The 15,084-nt window shown below is 64.4% G+C and carries 16 protein-coding genes and 1 riboswitch; of the genes, 12 read left to right on the plus strand and 4 right to left on the minus strand.

All coding sequences use genetic code 11. The features are described 5' to 3' along the window. Positions 1-13: 13 nt before the first annotated feature. The 8 genes from K0P03_RS08610 (at position 14) to K0P03_RS08645 (ending at position 6,940) form a co-directional block, all read left to right on the plus strand. The gene (locus K0P03_RS08610) at positions 14-175 is read left to right on the plus strand and encodes a hypothetical protein (protein WP_023513111.1); all 162 of its coding nucleotides are present in this window, start codon (positions 14-16) and stop codon (positions 173-175) included. Positions 176-223: 48 nt separating this feature from the next. Then, on the plus strand, positions 224-979 hold the full coding sequence (gene sufC, locus K0P03_RS08615; protein ID WP_023513110.1) for a Fe-S cluster assembly ATPase SufC: 756 nt from the start codon (positions 224-226) through the stop codon (positions 977-979). Between the two features lie 23 nt (positions 980-1,002). Then, positions 1,003-2,277 carry a Fe-S cluster assembly protein SufD gene (gene sufD, locus K0P03_RS08620; RefSeq protein ID WP_272789369.1) on the plus strand — a complete coding sequence of 425 codons (1,275 nt, stop codon included), beginning with the start codon at positions 1,003-1,005 and terminating at the stop codon, positions 2,275-2,277. 124 nt (positions 2,278-2,401) lie between these two features. Beyond that, a complete protein-coding gene (locus K0P03_RS08625; RefSeq protein ID WP_272789370.1) occupies positions 2,402-3,640 on the plus strand; it encodes a cysteine desulfurase in 1,239 nt (412 codons plus the stop codon). Between the two features lie 11 nt (positions 3,641-3,651). Beyond that, complete coding sequence (locus K0P03_RS08630; protein ID WP_023513107.1) at positions 3,652-4,032, plus strand: SUF system Fe-S cluster assembly protein; 381 nt, start codon at positions 3,652-3,654, stop codon at positions 4,030-4,032. A gap of 130 nt (positions 4,033-4,162) precedes the next feature. Then, positions 4,163-4,555 (plus strand): Fe-S cluster assembly scaffold SufA, encoded by a 393-nt coding sequence (gene sufA, locus K0P03_RS08635; protein ID WP_050743944.1) that lies wholly within the window; start codon positions 4,163-4,165, stop codon positions 4,553-4,555. Between the two features lie 128 nt (positions 4,556-4,683). Continuing rightward, positions 4,684-6,549: an ATP-binding protein gene (locus tag K0P03_RS08640; RefSeq protein ID WP_272789371.1), complete on the plus strand. Its 1,866-nt coding sequence runs from the start codon at positions 4,684-4,686 to the stop codon at positions 6,547-6,549. Further along, on the plus strand, positions 6,533-6,940 hold the full coding sequence (locus K0P03_RS08645) for a response regulator (protein WP_023513104.1): 408 nt from the start codon (positions 6,533-6,535) through the stop codon (positions 6,938-6,940). Before K0P03_RS08640 ends, K0P03_RS08645 begins: the two co-directional genes overlap by 17 nt. A gap of 87 nt (positions 6,941-7,027) precedes the next feature. On the opposite strand, the gene gcvP is transcribed toward K0P03_RS08645, so the two are convergent. The 4 genes from gcvP to K0P03_RS08665 all read right to left on the minus strand — a co-directional run bounded on the left by gcvP (position 7,028) and on the right by K0P03_RS08665 (position 12,135). Next, positions 7,028-9,898 (minus strand): aminomethyl-transferring glycine dehydrogenase, encoded by a 2,871-nt coding sequence (gene gcvP, locus K0P03_RS08650; protein WP_272789372.1) that lies wholly within the window; start codon positions 9,896-9,898, stop codon positions 7,028-7,030. Beyond that, positions 9,898-10,260, minus strand: coding sequence for a glycine cleavage system protein GcvH (gcvH, locus tag K0P03_RS08655; RefSeq protein WP_050743947.1), 363 nt, complete (start codon positions 10,258-10,260; stop codon positions 9,898-9,900). Before gcvH ends, gcvP begins: the two co-directional genes overlap by 1 nt. A 34-nt stretch (positions 10,261-10,294) precedes the next feature. Beyond that, entirely contained in the window at positions 10,295-11,434 is a 1,140-nt protein-coding gene (gcvT, locus tag K0P03_RS08660) for a glycine cleavage system aminomethyltransferase GcvT (RefSeq protein ID WP_023516893.1), read from the minus strand. Positions 11,435-11,592: 158 nt separating this feature from the next. Continuing rightward, a riboswitch (glycine riboswitch) is annotated at positions 11,593-11,694 on the minus strand. A 153-nt stretch (positions 11,695-11,847) separates the two neighbouring features. Next, positions 11,848-12,135 (minus strand): hypothetical protein, encoded by a 288-nt coding sequence (locus K0P03_RS08665; RefSeq protein ID WP_023516894.1) that lies wholly within the window; start codon positions 12,133-12,135, stop codon positions 11,848-11,850. A 211-nt stretch (positions 12,136-12,346) separates the two neighbouring features. Between K0P03_RS08665 and K0P03_RS08670 the strand changes: the two genes are divergently transcribed. Genes K0P03_RS08670 through K0P03_RS08685 form a run of 4 tightly spaced genes read left to right on the plus strand, consistent with a single transcriptional unit; the run spans position 12,347 to position 15,076 of the window. Then, positions 12,347-12,583, plus strand: a complete 237-nt coding sequence (locus K0P03_RS08670; RefSeq protein ID WP_024271053.1) for an Lrp/AsnC ligand binding domain-containing protein — start codon at positions 12,347-12,349, stop codon at positions 12,581-12,583. A 57-nt stretch (positions 12,584-12,640) separates the two neighbouring features. Further along, positions 12,641-13,633, plus strand: a complete 993-nt coding sequence (locus K0P03_RS08675; RefSeq protein WP_050743949.1) for an RluA family pseudouridine synthase — start codon at positions 12,641-12,643, stop codon at positions 13,631-13,633. Then, complete coding sequence (locus tag K0P03_RS08680) at positions 13,633-14,298, plus strand: HAD-IA family hydrolase (RefSeq protein ID WP_272789373.1); 666 nt, start codon at positions 13,633-13,635, stop codon at positions 14,296-14,298. Before K0P03_RS08675 ends, K0P03_RS08680 begins: the two co-directional genes overlap by 1 nt. Then, the gene (locus K0P03_RS08685) at positions 14,291-15,076 is read left to right on the plus strand and encodes an ATP12 family chaperone protein (protein ID WP_023515301.1); all 786 of its coding nucleotides are present in this window, start codon (positions 14,291-14,293) and stop codon (positions 15,074-15,076) included. Before K0P03_RS08680 ends, K0P03_RS08685 begins: the two co-directional genes overlap by 8 nt. The last annotated feature ends 8 nt before the right edge of the window (positions 15,077-15,084 follow it).

Here is a 15,084-nt window from a genome sequence, read left to right on the forward strand (position 1 = left end):
CGGGAGACACGACATGGATCCGGTCAATCTGACGTATTACGCCGTGGTATGCGGTGGACTGGCAGCGTATGCGCCCAACGTTCGGAACGTGGCGATACGCACGGTTTTGGGGCTCGGCCTTGGCGGGTTGTCCGCCGCGATGCTCCCGTTGGTCCACTTCTTCCTCGGCTTCTGAAACCAAGACGGGAGCGTTTGACCGCTCCGAACGCAGGACCGAGAAACCATGCTTGAAATCAAGAATCTGCACGCCCGCATCGCCGAAGACGGCACCGAGATCATCCGCGGCCTGAATCTCACCGTGAAGGCCGGCGAAGTCGCCGCCATCATGGGCCCGAACGGCTCGGGCAAGTCGACGCTCTCCTACATCCTCTCCGGCCGCGAGGACTACGAAGTCACCGACGGCGACATCCTTTACAACGGCGAGAGCATTCTGGAACTCGACCCGGCCGAGCGCGCCGCCAAGGGCATCTTCCTCGCCTTCCAGTACCCGGTCGAAATCCCCGGCGTTGCCACCATGCAGTTCCTGAAGGTTGCGATGAACGAACAGCGCAAGGCGCGCGGCGAGGCGGAACTGACGACGCCGGACTTCATGCGTCGCGTCAAGGAAGCTGCCGCCGAGCTGAAGATCGCCCCGGAAATGCTGCGCCGTCCGCTCAATGTCGGCTTTTCCGGCGGTGAGAAGAAGCGCGCTGAAATCCTGCAGATGTCGCTGCTCGAGCCGAAGCTGTGCGTCCTCGACGAGACCGACAGCGGCCTCGACATCGACGCGCTGAAGATCGTCGCCGACGGCGTCAACGCGCTTCGCTCGCCCGACCGCGCCGTCATCGTCATCACGCACTACCAGCGCCTGCTCGACTACATCGTGCCCGATACGGTGCACGTTCTCTACAAGGGCCAGGTCATCAAGTCCGGCGACAAGACGCTGGCGCACGAGCTGGAAGCAAACGGTTACGCCGACATTATCGGCGCCGCCGCCTGACGGCTTGGCGAAGGAGTGATCTCATGAACATGCAGACAGGCATGAAGCTCTCCGTCGCCGAGACGGCGCTTTGCGAAGCCTACGACCACGCGCTCGGCGAACTACCGGGTGATGGTGCCGTGCTCGCTGCCCGCGACGTCCTCATCAGCGACTTCAAGGATGCCGGCCTTCCGACGCGCCGCATCGAGGCCTGGCACTATACGGACCTCAAGGCGCTGCTGCGCGCCGTTCCGGCCTTCGATCCCGCAGCCTCCGCCGCGCGGATCGGGCCGCTGGTCGAGGGGGCGACGGTGCTGTCCGTCGTCAACGGCCTTGCGGAGGCCCGCGGCTCGGTCGAGGGCGTGACGCTGCGCACCTTTGCCGATGCGCTGGCCGACGGCACGGCCGCGGACGGCCTTGCTGCCCGTGACCGCGACGACGCGATCGGCCGCATCAACGGCGCTTTCGTTCGGGACGGTTTCGTGCTCGATTTCCCCGCGGGCACCGAGCTGGCAGCACCTCTCGAAATCCAGACGGTCCAGAATGCGGGCCAGGCCCATACGCGCTTCCCGGTCAGCTTCGGCGCGAATACCAAGGCGACCGTCATCGAGCGCCATGCGGCGGTCGGCGACACCGCGGCCTTCGTCACGACGGTCAGCGACCTGTCGCTTGCCGACGGTGCCGATATCACCTGGGTCATTTTGCAGGGGCAGGGTGCGGCGGACACCCATCTCGGCCAGATCCGCATCACGCTCGGCACGGACGCAAAGCTCCGCCTTTACGTGATCAATGCCGGCGGTAAGCTCGTGCGGCAGGAAATCCATGTCGTGGTGGCGGGCGAAGGCTCCGACCTCATCCTGCGCGGCATCAACCTGCTCGGCGGCGAGACGCACAACGACGTGACCTTCACGGTCGGTCACGATGTGCCGAACACGACCTCGACGGAAGTGATCCGCAACGTGATCTTCGATCGCGCGCGCGGCGTCTTCCAGGGCCAGATCCGCGTTGCGCCGGATGCCCAGAAGACCGACGCCAAGATGTCGTGCAACACGCTGCTGCTTTCGGACGAAGCGGATTTCTCGGCCAAGCCGGAGCTCGAAATCTTCGCCGACGACGTGCAGTGCGGCCACGGTGCGACCGTGATCGACATCGACCACACGCAGCTCTTCTACCTGATGGCCCGTGGCATCCCGGAAAACAAGGCGCGCGCCATGCTGGTCAACGCCTTCGTCGCCGAGATCGTCGAGGAGCTGGAAGACGAGCCGCTGGTCGAGGCGCTGGAAGGCGTCATCGCCGACTGGCTCGACAAGCACGCCTGATCAGGCGCTATCCCGGGCTGGACCGCAGGACGGTCGGCCCGGGGTTGCGCAAACAAGAAAAGGGGCGCTCGCGGTTCGAAGGAACGGGAACGCTCCAGGGCACGCCTGACATAGGACGAACGAGATGGAACACGCCCCTGCACTGGCCTATGACGTCGAGGCGATCCGTAAGGATTTCCCGATCCTGTCGAAGACGGTCTACGGCAAGCCGCTGGTCTATCTCGACAACGGCGCGTCGGCGCAGAAGCCGCAGTCGGTGATCGACGCGATTGCCCACGCCTATTCCAACGAATATGCCAACGTGCATCGCGGCCTGCACTTCCTGTCGAATGCCGCCACCGATGCCTACGAGGCGGCACGCGAAAAGGTGCGCCGTTTCCTCAACGCCTCCTCGGTCGACGAGATCATCTTCACCAAATCCTCGACCGAGGCGATCAACACCGTCGCCTACGGCTACGGCATGCCCAAGATCGGGGCGGGCGACGAGATCGTTCTGTCGATCATGGAGCATCATTCCAACATCGTGCCGTGGCATTTCATCCGCGAGCGGCAGGGCGCTAAGCTCGTCTGGGCCCCGGTGGACGATGCGGGTGCCTTCCACATCGAAGAGTTCGAAAAGTGCCTGACGGAGCGCACCAAGCTCATCGCCATCACGCATATGTCGAATGCGCTCGGCACCATCGTGCCCGTCAAGGAAATCTGCCGCATCGCCCGTGAACGCGGCATTCCGGTGTTGGTCGATGGTTCGCAGGGCGCGGTGCATATGCCGGTCGACGTGCGCGACATCGATTGCGACTGGTACGTGATGACTGGCCACAAGCTCTACGGCCCCTCCGGCATCGGCGTGCTCTATGGCAAGATGGATCGCCTTAGAGAGATGCGCCCCTTCCAGGGCGGCGGCGAGATGATCGTCGACGTCACCGAGGACATCGTCACCTACAACGACCCGCCGCACCGCTTCGAGGCGGGCACGCCGCCGATCGTGCAGGCGATCGGTCTCGGCTATGCGCTCGACTACATGGAAAAGATCGGCCGCGCGGCGATCGCCACCCACGAGGCGGAGCTGCGCGACTATGCCCATGAGCGGCTGTCGTCGATCAACGCGCTAAGGATTTTCGGTTCGGCACCGGGCAAGGGCTCGATCTTCTCCTTCGAGCTGGAAGGCATCCACGCCCATGACGTCTCGATGGTCATCGACCGGGCAGGGGTGGCGGTGCGCGCCGGCACCCATTGCGCCCAGCCGCTCTTGAAACGCTTCGGCGTCACCTCCACATGCCGGGCATCGTTCGGCCTCTACAACACGCGTGCCGAAGTCGATGTCCTGGCCGACGCGCTCGACCATGCCCGCAAGTTTTTCGCCTGAGGAGTAGGCCCATGTCCCTCGACGCAACGGAAGACAAGATCGACGTCCGCGACGGTATCGTCCATTCGGCGATCCCGGACGACGAACTGGCGCGCCTTTCCGACGACATCATCTCCGCGCTGAAGACGGTCTACGATCCGGAAATCCCGGCCGATATCTTCGAGCTCGGCCTGATCTACAAGATCGACATCGAAGACGACCGCATGGTCAAGATCGACATGACCCTGACGGCACCCGGTTGCCCCGTGGCCGGCGAGATGCCGGGCTGGGTCGAGAATGCGGTCAGTGCGGTCGAAGGCGTATCCGGCGTCGAGGTCAAGATGACCTTCGATCCGCCGTGGACGCCGGACCGCATGTCGGAAGAGGCGCAGGTCGCCGTCGGCTGGTACTGATTTCGGCAACGCAGCCGGATAGGGCAAGGCACTTGTGCTTTCCGTGACTTGATCCGTTAACCCGTCGTCACTAGATTCGGAATCACAGACCGCCGGGCCTTGAACCCGGTCGGCGAAGGAGAAACGGCCCATGGCCTTTGCAGTGATGACACTCACCGATGCGGCGGCAGACCGCGTCAAGGCGATCGTCGACAATGCCGGCAGCGATGCCAAGGGCATTCGCGTCGGCATCAAGAAGGGCGGTTGCGCCGGCATGGAATATGCCATCGACCTCGTCACCGAACCCAATGCCAAGGACGACCTGATCGAGCACAATGGTGCAAAGGTCTGGGTTGCGCCGGAGGCGGTGCTCTACCTTCTCGGCACGCAGATGGATTTCGAGGTGACGACGCTGCGCTCCGGCTTCACCTTCCACAACCCGAACCAGACGTCGGCCTGCGGCTGCGGCGAATCGGTCGAGCTGAAGCCTGCCGATCTTGCGGCCCTTGCCGCTTCCGGCCAGCCGACCGTACGGGCGGGCTAAACTTGCCGGCAGGCCGGCGCGGACTGCCAATCCTTGCGGCTTTTCTTCTCTGGCAGTTTTGCCTAGTCTCCCACGCGCGGCGCGCGAATCCGGTGCCGGCGTGATTGCCAGCGGGAGGGGCGCGAGCGATGGACGGCTTTACCGCGACACTGTACCAGAACCTGCCCTTTCCTGTGGTCATCGTCGACGCCGAGGCGCGCCTTGTCTCCCACAACGACGCGGCCGCCCGCACATTCGGCTGGAATCGCGACGACAGGCGGCCTGCGGGCATGGTTGTTCTCGCCGGGGAGGTCGCGGCGGCGCTTCTTGCCGGCCAGGCCGCGGCCGGCCGTGAAAACACCCATGCCCTCGGTTTTCGCCACGACAACGGCAACATCTTCGAAGCGTCAGCCCATGTGATCGCGCTGCCGGATGAGGCAGCCGGCCCGTCCTATGCGCTTCTCCTGCGCAGTCTTTTGAGCGGGGGCAGCCATGGCGAGCAGATCCTGCTGGGCCAGCGCATCGCCGCGGCGCTCGACACCATGACGGAGGGTTTTGCAATCTTCGACCGGGAGGAGCGCCTCGTCCTGTTCAACCGTTCCTACAAGGAGCGTTGCGGCCTTGCCCGCGATGCCGTGCGTGTCGGCGTGACGCTGGAAAGCATTGCGCGTGCCAACATCCGCGTCGGCATGTTTCCTGGCATTCGCGAGGGCACGCCAGAGGCCGAGGCGATGGTGCGCGAGCGTCTCGAAAGCCATCGCAACACCGGCAGCGGCGGCGCCATCTTCGAGTTCGGCAAGGACCGGTGGATCCGCGGTGAGAGCCATGTGTCGGAGACCGGCGACATCGTCGCGCTGCGTGTCGACATATCGGAGCTGAAGCGCACCGAAGCGGCGCTGGAGGCGAAACGCCGCGAGTATCTCTCGCTGCTGCAGATCCTGCCCGACATGATCCTGCGTTTCGACCGGAACCTGACGATCCGTTTTGCGAACGACAAATACGCCCATTTCGTCGGCTCGACGACCGACGAGCTGATCGGGCGGTACCTGCCGGACGTGTCCTGCGCGCCGGAGCACACGGCGGTGCTGATGGACATCGGCAGCTACACGCGCGCCGAGCCGATGAAGACGCTGGAAGTCTGCATGGAGGGGCGCGGCGGGCAGGAGACATGGCTTCTGTGGACGACCGTCGCGATCTTCGACGAGGACGGCGCCTGCGAGATTGTCTGCGTCGGCCGCGACATCACCGAGGCCAAGCGCCAGCAGCAGCAGGTGGAGGCCCAGACGAACGAGCTGCGCCGCAAGAACGAGGCGCTGGACCAGTTCACCGCCACCGTCTCGCATGACCTGAAGGCGCCGCTGCGCCATCTGTCCATGTTTGCCGAGATGATCTCGGAAGACCTGCATCGCGGCGACATGACCGAATTGCCGCACTATGCCGACCACGTCCGCAAGAGTGCCGCGCGCATGCGCCGGATCATCGACAGCCTGCTGGAATACTCGCAGATCGCCTACCGGATCTCGGCGCCGAAGCCCGTTTCGCTCTCCGACGTGGTGCGTGAGGCGTTGGCGCTCCTGGAAAGCCATGTGCGGGAGGCCGATGGACATGTCGAGACCGCACCGATGCCCGAGGTGATGGGCGATCCCGAGCTCTTGAAGCGGCTGGCGCAAAACCTCATCGGCAATGCGCTGAAATATCGCCGGCCGGGCGACGCGCCCGTCGTGCGGGTCTATTGCCGCGAGGGGGCTGACGGCACTGAATTCGTCGTCGAGGATGACGGTATCGGCATCGATCCGCAGCATGTCGGGCGGATATTCGAGGTGTTCCAGCGTCTTCACCGCGATGAGACGGTGTATCAGGGCACCGGCGTCGGACTTGCCCTGGCGCGCCGGATCGTCGAGAGCCACAACGGTGTGATAGCGCTTGACACGCAGTATGGTCCGGGGGCACGCTTCGTCGTGACGTTTCCGCAACCCATAAAGTCAAAGGGGAACGATCGTGGGAGGCTCGGCTAGAAAGCTGATCGTCGTGGACGACGACCCGGTGGACGTGCGCTTCGTCATGCGTGCCTTCAGCGATACCGGCAGTGCGCTCGAAATCACCCATGTCGCCGATGCGGAACTGGCGAGCGACCGGCTCGACCGCGAGGCCTTCGATTATATCCTTCTCGACATCAACATGCCCGGCACCAGCGGCATGGAGCTGCTCAAGCGGCTGCGCGGACGCGCCCGCACGGCGGTGACGCCCGTCATCATGCTGTCCTCGTCGTCCAGCGCCACCGACGTCAACCGCGCCTATGAAAACGGTGCCAATGCCTATGCGGTCAAGCCTTCCACGCTGAGCGGCTACCGTGATTTTGCAGAAGGCTTTACCCGCTTCTGGGTGGACGTTGCAGTCTCCCCGTAAGGGCTCGCCCCACCGCCAATCTTTCCCTGCCCGCAACGAAAAGCCCCGGCCGATAGGATCGGCCGGGGACTCAAAGTCTTGCGATGCTTACTCGGCGGCTTCCGCGTAGTCCTCGAGCGGCGGGCAGGAGCAGACGAGGTTGCGGTCGCCGTAGACGTTGTCGACGCGGTTGACCGGCGACCAGTACTTGTCCACCCGGAAGGCGCCCGGCGGGTAGCAGGCCTGTTCGCGCGAATAGGGGCGGTCCCATTCGCCGACGAGGTCTTCCACCGTATGCGGGGCGTTCTTCAGCGGGTTGTTGACCTTGTCCATCGTGCCGTTCTCGATGGCGCGGGCTTCCTCGCGGATCGCCAGCATCGCCTCGCAGAAACGATCGATCTCGGCCTTGGTCTCCGATTCGGTCGGCTCGATCATCAGCGTGCCGGCCACCGGCCAGCTCATGGTCGGGGCGTGGAAGCCGCAGTCGATCAGCCGCTTGGCGACGTCGTCGACGGTGACGCCGGCGCTTTCGGCAAGCGGGCGCGTGTCGATGATGCACTCGTGCGCCACGCGGCCCCTGGAGGACGTGTAGAGCACGTCATAGGCGCCCTTGAGACGGGCGGCGATGTAGTTGGCGTTAAGGATCGCCACCTTCGTCGCCTGCGTCAGGCCAGCACCACCCATCATCAGGCAGTAGCTCCACGAGATCGGCAGGATCGAGGCAGAGCCGAAGGGCGCTGCCGAGACCGCACCGGTGCCGCCGAGACCCGGAATATCGGGATGACCCGGCAGGTACGGCGCAAGGTGCGCCTTGACGCCGATCGGGCCCATGCCGGGACCGCCGCCGCCATGCGGGATGCAGAAGGTCTTGTGCAGGTTGAGGTGGCTGACGTCGCCGCCGATATCGCCGGGGCGGGCAAGGCCCACCATGGCGTTCATGTTGGCGCCGTCGATATAGACCTGGCCGCCGTGCTTGTGGACGATCTCGCAGATCTCGCGCACATTCTCCTCAAAGACGCCGTGCGTGGAGGGGTACGTGATCATGCAGCACGAGAGGTTTTCCGCGTACTGCTCTGCTTTCGCACGGAAATCGTCCATGTCGATGTCGCCGTTGTCAGACACCTTCACGACGACGACCTTCATGCCGACCATCTGGGCGGAGGCCGGATTGGTGCCGTGCGCGGAGGTCGGGATGAGGCAGACGTCGCGGTGCGTGTTGCCGTTGGCGAGGTGGTAGGCGCGGATGGTCAGCAGGCCGGCATATTCGCCCTGCGCGCCGGAGTTCGGCTGCATGGAAACGGCGTCGTAGCCGGTGATGTCGCAGAGTTTCTGCGACAGGTCCTCGATGAGGTAGCGATAACCCTGCGCCTGGTCGGCCGGAACGAAGGGATGGATTTCTGCAAATTCCGGCCAGGTGATCGGCAGCATTTCCGCTGTCGCATTGAGTTTCATCGTGCAGGAACCGAGCGGAATCATCGCGCGGTCGAGCGCGAGGTCGCGGTCGGAGAGGCGGCGGATGTAGCGCACCATCTCGCTTTCCGCGCGGTTCATGTGGAAGATCGGATGCGTCAGGTATTCGCTGGTACGCAGCAGGTCTTCCGGCAGGCGGTAGTCCGGCTCGAACTCCGCCACCTCGAAATCGCCGCCGAAGGCGCGCCAGACGGCTTCCAGCGTGACGGGGCGCGAGCGCTCGTCGAGACTGATGCCGATGCGGTCGTCACCGATCTTGCGAAGGTTGACCTCTTCCGCGACAGCGGTCTTCAGGATGATGCCCTGCAACTTGCCGACATGCACGGTGATCGTGTCGAAGAAGACCTCGGGATCGACCGTGTAACCCAGCTTCTCGAGGCCCTTGGCGAGGCGCACGGTCTTCTGGTGCACGCTCTGCGCGATCGCCTTCAGGCCCTGCGGGCCGTGGAAGACGGCATACATGGAGGCCATGACGGCGAGCAGCACCTGCGCGGTGCAGATGTTCGACGTCGCCTTCTCGCGGCGGATGTGCTGTTCGCGGGTCTGCAGCGACAGGCGGTAGGCGCGGTTGCCGCGCGCGTCGATGGAAACGCCGACGAGGCGACCGGGCATGGAGCGCTTGTAGGCGTCCTTGACCGCCATATAGGCCGCATGCGGCCCGCCGTAACCGACCGGCACGCCGAAACGCTGGGTGCAGCCGATGGCGATATCCGCATCCATGTCGCCGGGCGATTTCAGGAGGGCGAGGGCCAGCGGATCGGCCGCGACGACGGCGATGGCGCCGGTCTGGTGCAGACGCGAGATGAGGCCCGAGAAGTCACGCACATGACCGTAGGTGCCGGGATACTGGAAGATCGCGCCGAACACGTCGACGGGGTCGAGATCGGTGAAGGGGTCGCCGACGATGACGCTCCAGCCAAGTGGCTCGGAACGGGTCTTCAGGAGCGCGATGGTCTGCGGGTGGCAGTTCTCGTCGACGAAGAAGGCCTTTGCCTTCGACTTCGAGACGCGCTCGGCCATGGCCATGGCTTCGGCGGCGGCCGTCGCTTCATCGAGCAGCGAGGCGTTGGCGACATCGAGGCCGGTCAGGTCGCAGACCATGGTCTGATAGTTGAGCAGCGCTTCAAGACGGCCCTGGCTGATTTCCGGCTGGTAGGGCGTATAGGCCGTGTACCAGGCGGGGTTCTCCAGGATGTTGCGCTGGACGACCGGCGGGGTGATCGTGCCGTAGTAGCCCTGGCCGATCAGCGAGACGAGCTTCTTGTTGCGGTTGGCGGTCTCGCGCAGCTTGTCGAGCGCTTCGCGCTCGGTCATCGCCGCGCCCCATTCGAGCGGCTTTTCCTGCCGGATCGATTTCGGCACGGTGTCGTCGATCAGCGCGTCGAGGCTGTCATAGCCGATCACCTTCAGCATCGCCTCCATCTCCTTCGGCGAGGGGCCGATATGGCGACGGTTGGCGAAATCGTAGGGCTGGTAATCGGTAAAGGCGAAATCCTTGGGGAGAGACATCAGCCGACAAGCTCCTTGTAGGCGGCTTCGTCGAGCAGCGCATCCGCATCGGACGGGTTGGCGAGCTTCAGCTTGAAGAACCAGCCGGCGCCCTGCGGGTCGCTGTTGACGAGAGAGGGATCGGCGGTGATTGCTTCGTTGACCTCGACGATCTCGCCGTCAAGCGGACAATAGACGTCGGAGGCGGCCTTGACGCTTTCGACGGTCGCGGCATCGCCACCTTTTTCGAAGGTCGCGCCGACCTCGGGCAGTTCCACGAAGACGAGATCGCCGAGCTGTTCGGCTGCGTGCTGCGTGATGCCGACGGTCGCGACGCCGCCCTCGATCTTCAGCCACTCGTGTTCTTCGGTGAATTTCAGCATGTTCGTTCCTCTCCTGGGAAAATCTGTTCGCTGGTCAGCGTTTGAAGGTGTTCTTGACGAAGGGCATCGCCGCGACGGTGACGGGCAGGAATTTTCCGCGCACGCCGGCATAGAGCTGGGTGCCGGGCGCGATCGCGGACTTGGTGACGTAACCCATGGCCACCGGGCCGTCGGCATTCGGGCCGAAGCCGCCAGACGTGACGGTGCCGACGACATCCTCGCCCTCGGCGTCGGTGGCAAGCACCGCACCGCCGCGCACCGGCGCCCGGCCTTCCGCCCTCAGGCCGACACGACGGCGCGAGGCACCGTTCTCAAGCTGGTCGAGGATAACAGCGGCGCCCGGAAAACCGCCGGCGCGCTCGCCACCCGTGCGGCGCACCTTCTGGATCGCCCATTCGAGACCGGCTTCCACCGGCGTCGTCGTCGTGTCGATGTCGTTGCCGTAGAGGCAGAGGCCGGCTTCAAGACGCAGCGAATCGCGCGCGCCAAGGCCGATCGGCAACACGTCCGGATGGTCGAGCAGGCGGCGACAGACCGCTTCGGCGAGGCTGGCGGGGATGGAAATCTCGAAACCGTCCTCACCCGTATAGCCCGAGCGCGAGACGATGCAGTCGGCATCGTGCAGGTCGCAGGCGCGCACGTCCATGAAGCGCATCGAGGAGACGTCCGCCCAGAGTTCGGCAAGCACGGCCTCGGCATGCGGGCCCTGCAGGGCGATGAGGGCGCGGTCGTCATGCAATGTCAGTTCGCAGACATCGCCGATCTTCGCCTGCATATGGGCGAAATCCGCGTCCTTGCAGGCAGCATTGACGACGACGTAGAAATGGTCGCCGCGGTTGGCGATCATCAGGTCGTCCTGGATGCCGCCTTCGTCATTGGTGAAAAGGGCATAGCGCTGGCGGCCTTCGCCGAGGCCGAGCACGTCGACCGGCACCAGCGTCTCCAGCGCGCGAGCGGCGTCGGCATTGTCGCCGGAGCGGGCGCGCACAGTCACCTGGCCCATATGGGACACGTCGAAGAGGCCGGCGGCCCCGCGGGTGTGCAGATGCTCCTTCATCACGCCGGCAGCGTATTGCACCGGCATCTCATAGCCGGCGAACGGCACCATGCGTCCGCCGAGCGAAACGTTCAGCGCATGAAGCGGGGTTTTCTTGAGTTCAGACGTTTCGTCCAAAAGGCGCCCTCCAGTCTTGTGGCGCCCACGATTTAACGGGCACCGGCTCACAATCCCGGCGCTCTCGCGCCGCTCTCCTGAGCCCCCTCTGTCCCTTCGCCTGAGATTGTTATCCCTTCGGCGAGCGCTCGAAAAACGCTTCTCTCCAGAGTTACGACGGCACCTTGCTGGTCCTTTTGCCTGAGAGTTTCCGGGGCGGTTGCTCCTTCGGCACCGGCCATGCCCGTGGTCGGACGGCCAGCTTCTCCCAGCGAGGTTGCCTCCAGATAACGGCGTTGCCTGCGCTTTGGCAAGAGCGTTGCGTCGCTCCCAAGCGAATTTTTGTCGTAGCGGGAAAGGGCCGGGAGAGGGCTGCAAAGAAAAGGCCCCCGAGGGGGCCAGAGGTCGGAGGACGGCTGTTTCTGTGGGGAGGATCAGGCGGATTCCGGGAGGGCGGGCAGTTCGTTCTCGTCATAGAGGCGTTGCGCCTCGGCGACCGTTACCTGCGGCGTGCCTCCGGGCGCCGTGATCAGCGCGAGCGCGAGGGCCGGCGGCTGGATGACATTGAGCGCGGCGATCGCGCGGGCGTCACCCCGAACCTTGGCGTCCTGGCTCCAGGCGTGGATGCGTTCCTCGAAAAGCGTGTTCGCGCGCGTCTGCAGCCGCATCCCTTGTGATGCATAGGCGGCCGTTGCCGGCGAAACTGTCACGATCTGTGTCATGGCGTTCTACGGTGTTGGTTTCGTTCTCGCAATTTAACAGTTGCGCCTTTCCGAGACATGAACCGCAAGGGTTGCATTTTCATCGAATTTTAACGGTCTGTACGAATTTCGGCCGGCCTTGCCTTTGCCGGCGGAATTCCGTCATAAGAAGCACTGTAGGCCGCCGGAATCGGGCGGCAACAAGCATGCCGCCGATGGCGCGGGAGGACCGATGAAGCCGATTTTCGTGCAATTGCAATGCGCTCCGGGCAAAACCTACGAAGTTGCCGATGCGCTTTACGCTACGGAACTCATTTCGGAGCTCTATTCGACGAGTGGCGACTACGATCTGCTCCTGAAAATCTATGTCGACAGCGAGGAGGATATCGGCAAGTTCATCAACGATCACGTCGCCTCCATTCCGGGCATCGTGCGCTCGCTGACGACGCTGACCTTCCGCGCATTCTAGACGGTTCCCCTCAGCCGGTTCTTGCGCTAAAGCACGGCGCAACGAAAGAAGGCTGACATGGCAGGCATCGAACACAAGCAGGTGGAGAACGACGAGGCGGGCATGCGGCTCGACCGGTGGTTCAAGATCCACTATCCGGGCCTCGGCTTCGGCCCGCTCCAGAAATTGCTGCGCTCCGGCCAGGTGCGCATCGATGGCGGCCGCGTCAAGAGCGATACCCGCGTACAGCCGGGACAGATGATCCGCATCCCCCCGATGGAGGTCGATGCCAAGGCTGCGAAGGGCGGACCCATAGCCGGCCGCGATCTAAAGCATTCCTCCGATCACGAACTGCTCTCTCGCATGTTGCTGCATGAGGACGACAAGGTCATCGTGCTCAACAAGCCGGCCGGCATCGCCGTGCAGGGTGGTTCCGGCGTCAATCGCCATATCGACCAGATGCTCGAGGCCTGGACCAACCAGAAGGGCGAAAAGCCGCGCCTCGTGCACCGGCTCGACCGCGACACGTCGGGCGTGCTCGTCATAGCCCGCACGCGCGGTGCGGCGCAGAAGCTGACGGCCGCCTTCCGCGAGCGCGATACCAAGAAGACCTACTGGTCGCTGGTGATGGGCGTGCCGAAGAAGCATGAGGACAAGATCTCGACCTGGCTCGTCAAGGAGCAAACGCCGGATGGCGACCGGATGCGCATCGCCAAACACGGCGAGGACGGCGCCGATCATGCCGTGTCCTTCTATCGGGTCATCGAGCAGGCCGCCCAGAATTTTGCCTGGCTGGAAATGGAGCCCTATACCGGCCGTACGCACCAGCTGCGCGTCCACGCTGCCCATATCGGTCACCCGATCCTCGGCGATCCCAAATATTTCGAGGCCGACATCAACTGGAATTTCCCCGGCGGCGTACAGAACCGCCTGCACCTCCATGCCCGCCGCATCGACATTCCGCACCCCAATGGCGGGCGCCTGCGCGTCACCGCGCCGCTGCCGCCGCATATGGTGCAGACCTGGAACCTCTTCGGCTTCGACCAGAACGCGGCGGACGAGGAAGACTGATGCGGCTCGTTCTCTTTGATTGCGACGGCACGCTGGTCGACAGCGTCAACCTGATCCATGAGGTCATGGCGCGCACCTTCGTCGATTTCGGCCATGCGCGGCCGGATGTTTCCGAGACCAAGGCGATCATCGGCCTGACGCTCGACATCGCCATTGCCCGCATGCAGGGCAAGCCGCATGTCGACGACGAGGCGCTGGCGATGACCGCACACTACAAGGCGGCCTATTCCGGCGTGCGCGCCGAACCCGGTTTCCAGGAGCCGCTCTTTCCCGGCATCGCCGCCATGATGGCGCGCCTCGAACGGCAAGACGACCTGATCCTTGGTGCCGTCACCGGCAAATCCCGCCGCGGCCTCGACCTCATCCGCGCCGCGCACGGCTTCGACAAGACCTTCTTCGTCTCGCGCACGGCGGACGACTGCCCCTCCAAGCCGCACCCGGCCATGGTGACCGAATGCTGCAGCGAGGCGGGCATCGATGCGACCCGCACGGTTGTCATCGGCGACGCGATTTACGATATGCAGATGGCGAAAGCGGCGGGCGCGAAGGCGATCGGCGTTTCCTGGGGCTATGCCAGTGTGCCCGAACTGGTCGAGGCCGGCGCGGACCATATCCTGCGCACGCCCGCCGACCTCCTCGAATGGCTGGAGATTTCCGATGCGTGACATTCTGAGCGACCTTTCCGATGCGATGAGCGATCCCGATCCGGTGCGCCGCGCGCAGATCCAGATGAAGCGCCCTTTGCCGAAGCGCTTCTACAAGGAGGTCTCGACCGACAAAGTGGAGGAGGGCCATCGCATCCTGCTCGACGGCCGCCCGGTGCGTACGCCCGGTAAGAAACTCCTTGCCGTGCCGACACAACCGATCGCTACGCGTCTCGTCGCCGAATGGGACGGGCAGGGCGAGGAGATCGATCCGGCGAAGATGCCGGTGACCCGCCTCGTCAACACGGCCGTCGACGGTGTCGCGGAGAACTTCGACGCGGTCTTCGACGAGATCGTGCGCTTTGCCGGCACGGACATGCTCTGCTATCGCGCGGATTCACCGGCCGGGCTCGTCGAACGGCAGCGCGAGGGCTGGGATCCGATCCTCCGCTGGGCGGCCGATAACCGGGGCGCGCGCTTCATTCTCATCGAAGGCGTGATGCACCAGGAACAGCCAGCGCCGGCGATCGAGGCCTTTTCCGAGGCGCTTTCCAGCTTCCGCGATCCATTGGCGCTTGCCTGCCTGCACACCGTGACGACGCTTACCGGTTCGGCGCTTCTGGCGCTGGCGCTTGCGGAGGGTGTCATCGACGCCGACAGGGCCTGGGCGCTCGCCCATGTCGACGAGGACTGGCAGATCGAACATTGGGGCACGGACGAGGAAGCCTTCCGCCGCCGTGAACTGCGCCGGGCGGAAATGGACGTCGCCGCCGCCGTTCTTGCGGAAATTCCGCGCTGAAAAGACTT

This window comes from Shinella sp. HY16 (assembly GCF_028534175.1).
Lineage (GTDB): Bacteria > Pseudomonadota > Alphaproteobacteria > Rhizobiales > Rhizobiaceae > Shinella.

What these genes read in the sequence shown, in the direction of transcription:
- K0P03_RS08610 (WP_023513111.1), top strand. Translation starts at nt 14, where the DNA reads ATGGATCCGGTCAATCTGACGTATTACGCCGTGGTATGCGGTGGACTG.
- sufC (WP_023513110.1), top strand. Translation starts at nt 224, where the DNA reads ATGCTTGAAATCAAGAATCTGCACGCCCGCATCGCCGAAGACGGCACC.
- sufD (WP_272789369.1), top strand. Translation starts at nt 1,003, where the DNA reads ATGAACATGCAGACAGGCATGAAGCTCTCCGTCGCCGAGACGGCGCTT.
- K0P03_RS08625 (WP_272789370.1), top strand. Translation starts at nt 2,402, where the DNA reads ATGGAACACGCCCCTGCACTGGCCTATGACGTCGAGGCGATCCGTAAG.
- K0P03_RS08630 (WP_023513107.1), top strand. Translation starts at nt 3,652, where the DNA reads ATGTCCCTCGACGCAACGGAAGACAAGATCGACGTCCGCGACGGTATC.
- sufA (WP_050743944.1), top strand. Translation starts at nt 4,163, where the DNA reads ATGGCCTTTGCAGTGATGACACTCACCGATGCGGCGGCAGACCGCGTC.
- K0P03_RS08640 (WP_272789371.1), top strand. Translation starts at nt 4,684, where the DNA reads ATGGACGGCTTTACCGCGACACTGTACCAGAACCTGCCCTTTCCTGTG.
- gcvP (WP_272789372.1), bottom strand. Translation starts at nt 9,898, where the DNA reads ATGTCTCTCCCCAAGGATTTCGCCTTTACCGATTACCAGCCCTACGAT.
- gcvH (WP_050743947.1), bottom strand. Translation starts at nt 10,260, where the DNA reads ATGCTGAAATTCACCGAAGAACACGAGTGGCTGAAGATCGAGGGCGGC.
- K0P03_RS08665 (WP_023516894.1), bottom strand. Translation starts at nt 12,135, where the DNA reads ATGACACAGATCGTGACAGTTTCGCCGGCAACGGCCGCCTATGCATCA.
- K0P03_RS08670 (WP_024271053.1), top strand. Translation starts at nt 12,347, where the DNA reads ATGAAGCCGATTTTCGTGCAATTGCAATGCGCTCCGGGCAAAACCTAC.
- K0P03_RS08675 (WP_050743949.1), top strand. Translation starts at nt 12,641, where the DNA reads ATGGCAGGCATCGAACACAAGCAGGTGGAGAACGACGAGGCGGGCATG.
- K0P03_RS08680 (WP_272789373.1), top strand. Translation starts at nt 13,633, where the DNA reads ATGCGGCTCGTTCTCTTTGATTGCGACGGCACGCTGGTCGACAGCGTC.
- K0P03_RS08685 (WP_023515301.1), top strand. Translation starts at nt 14,291, where the DNA reads ATGCGTGACATTCTGAGCGACCTTTCCGATGCGATGAGCGATCCCGAT.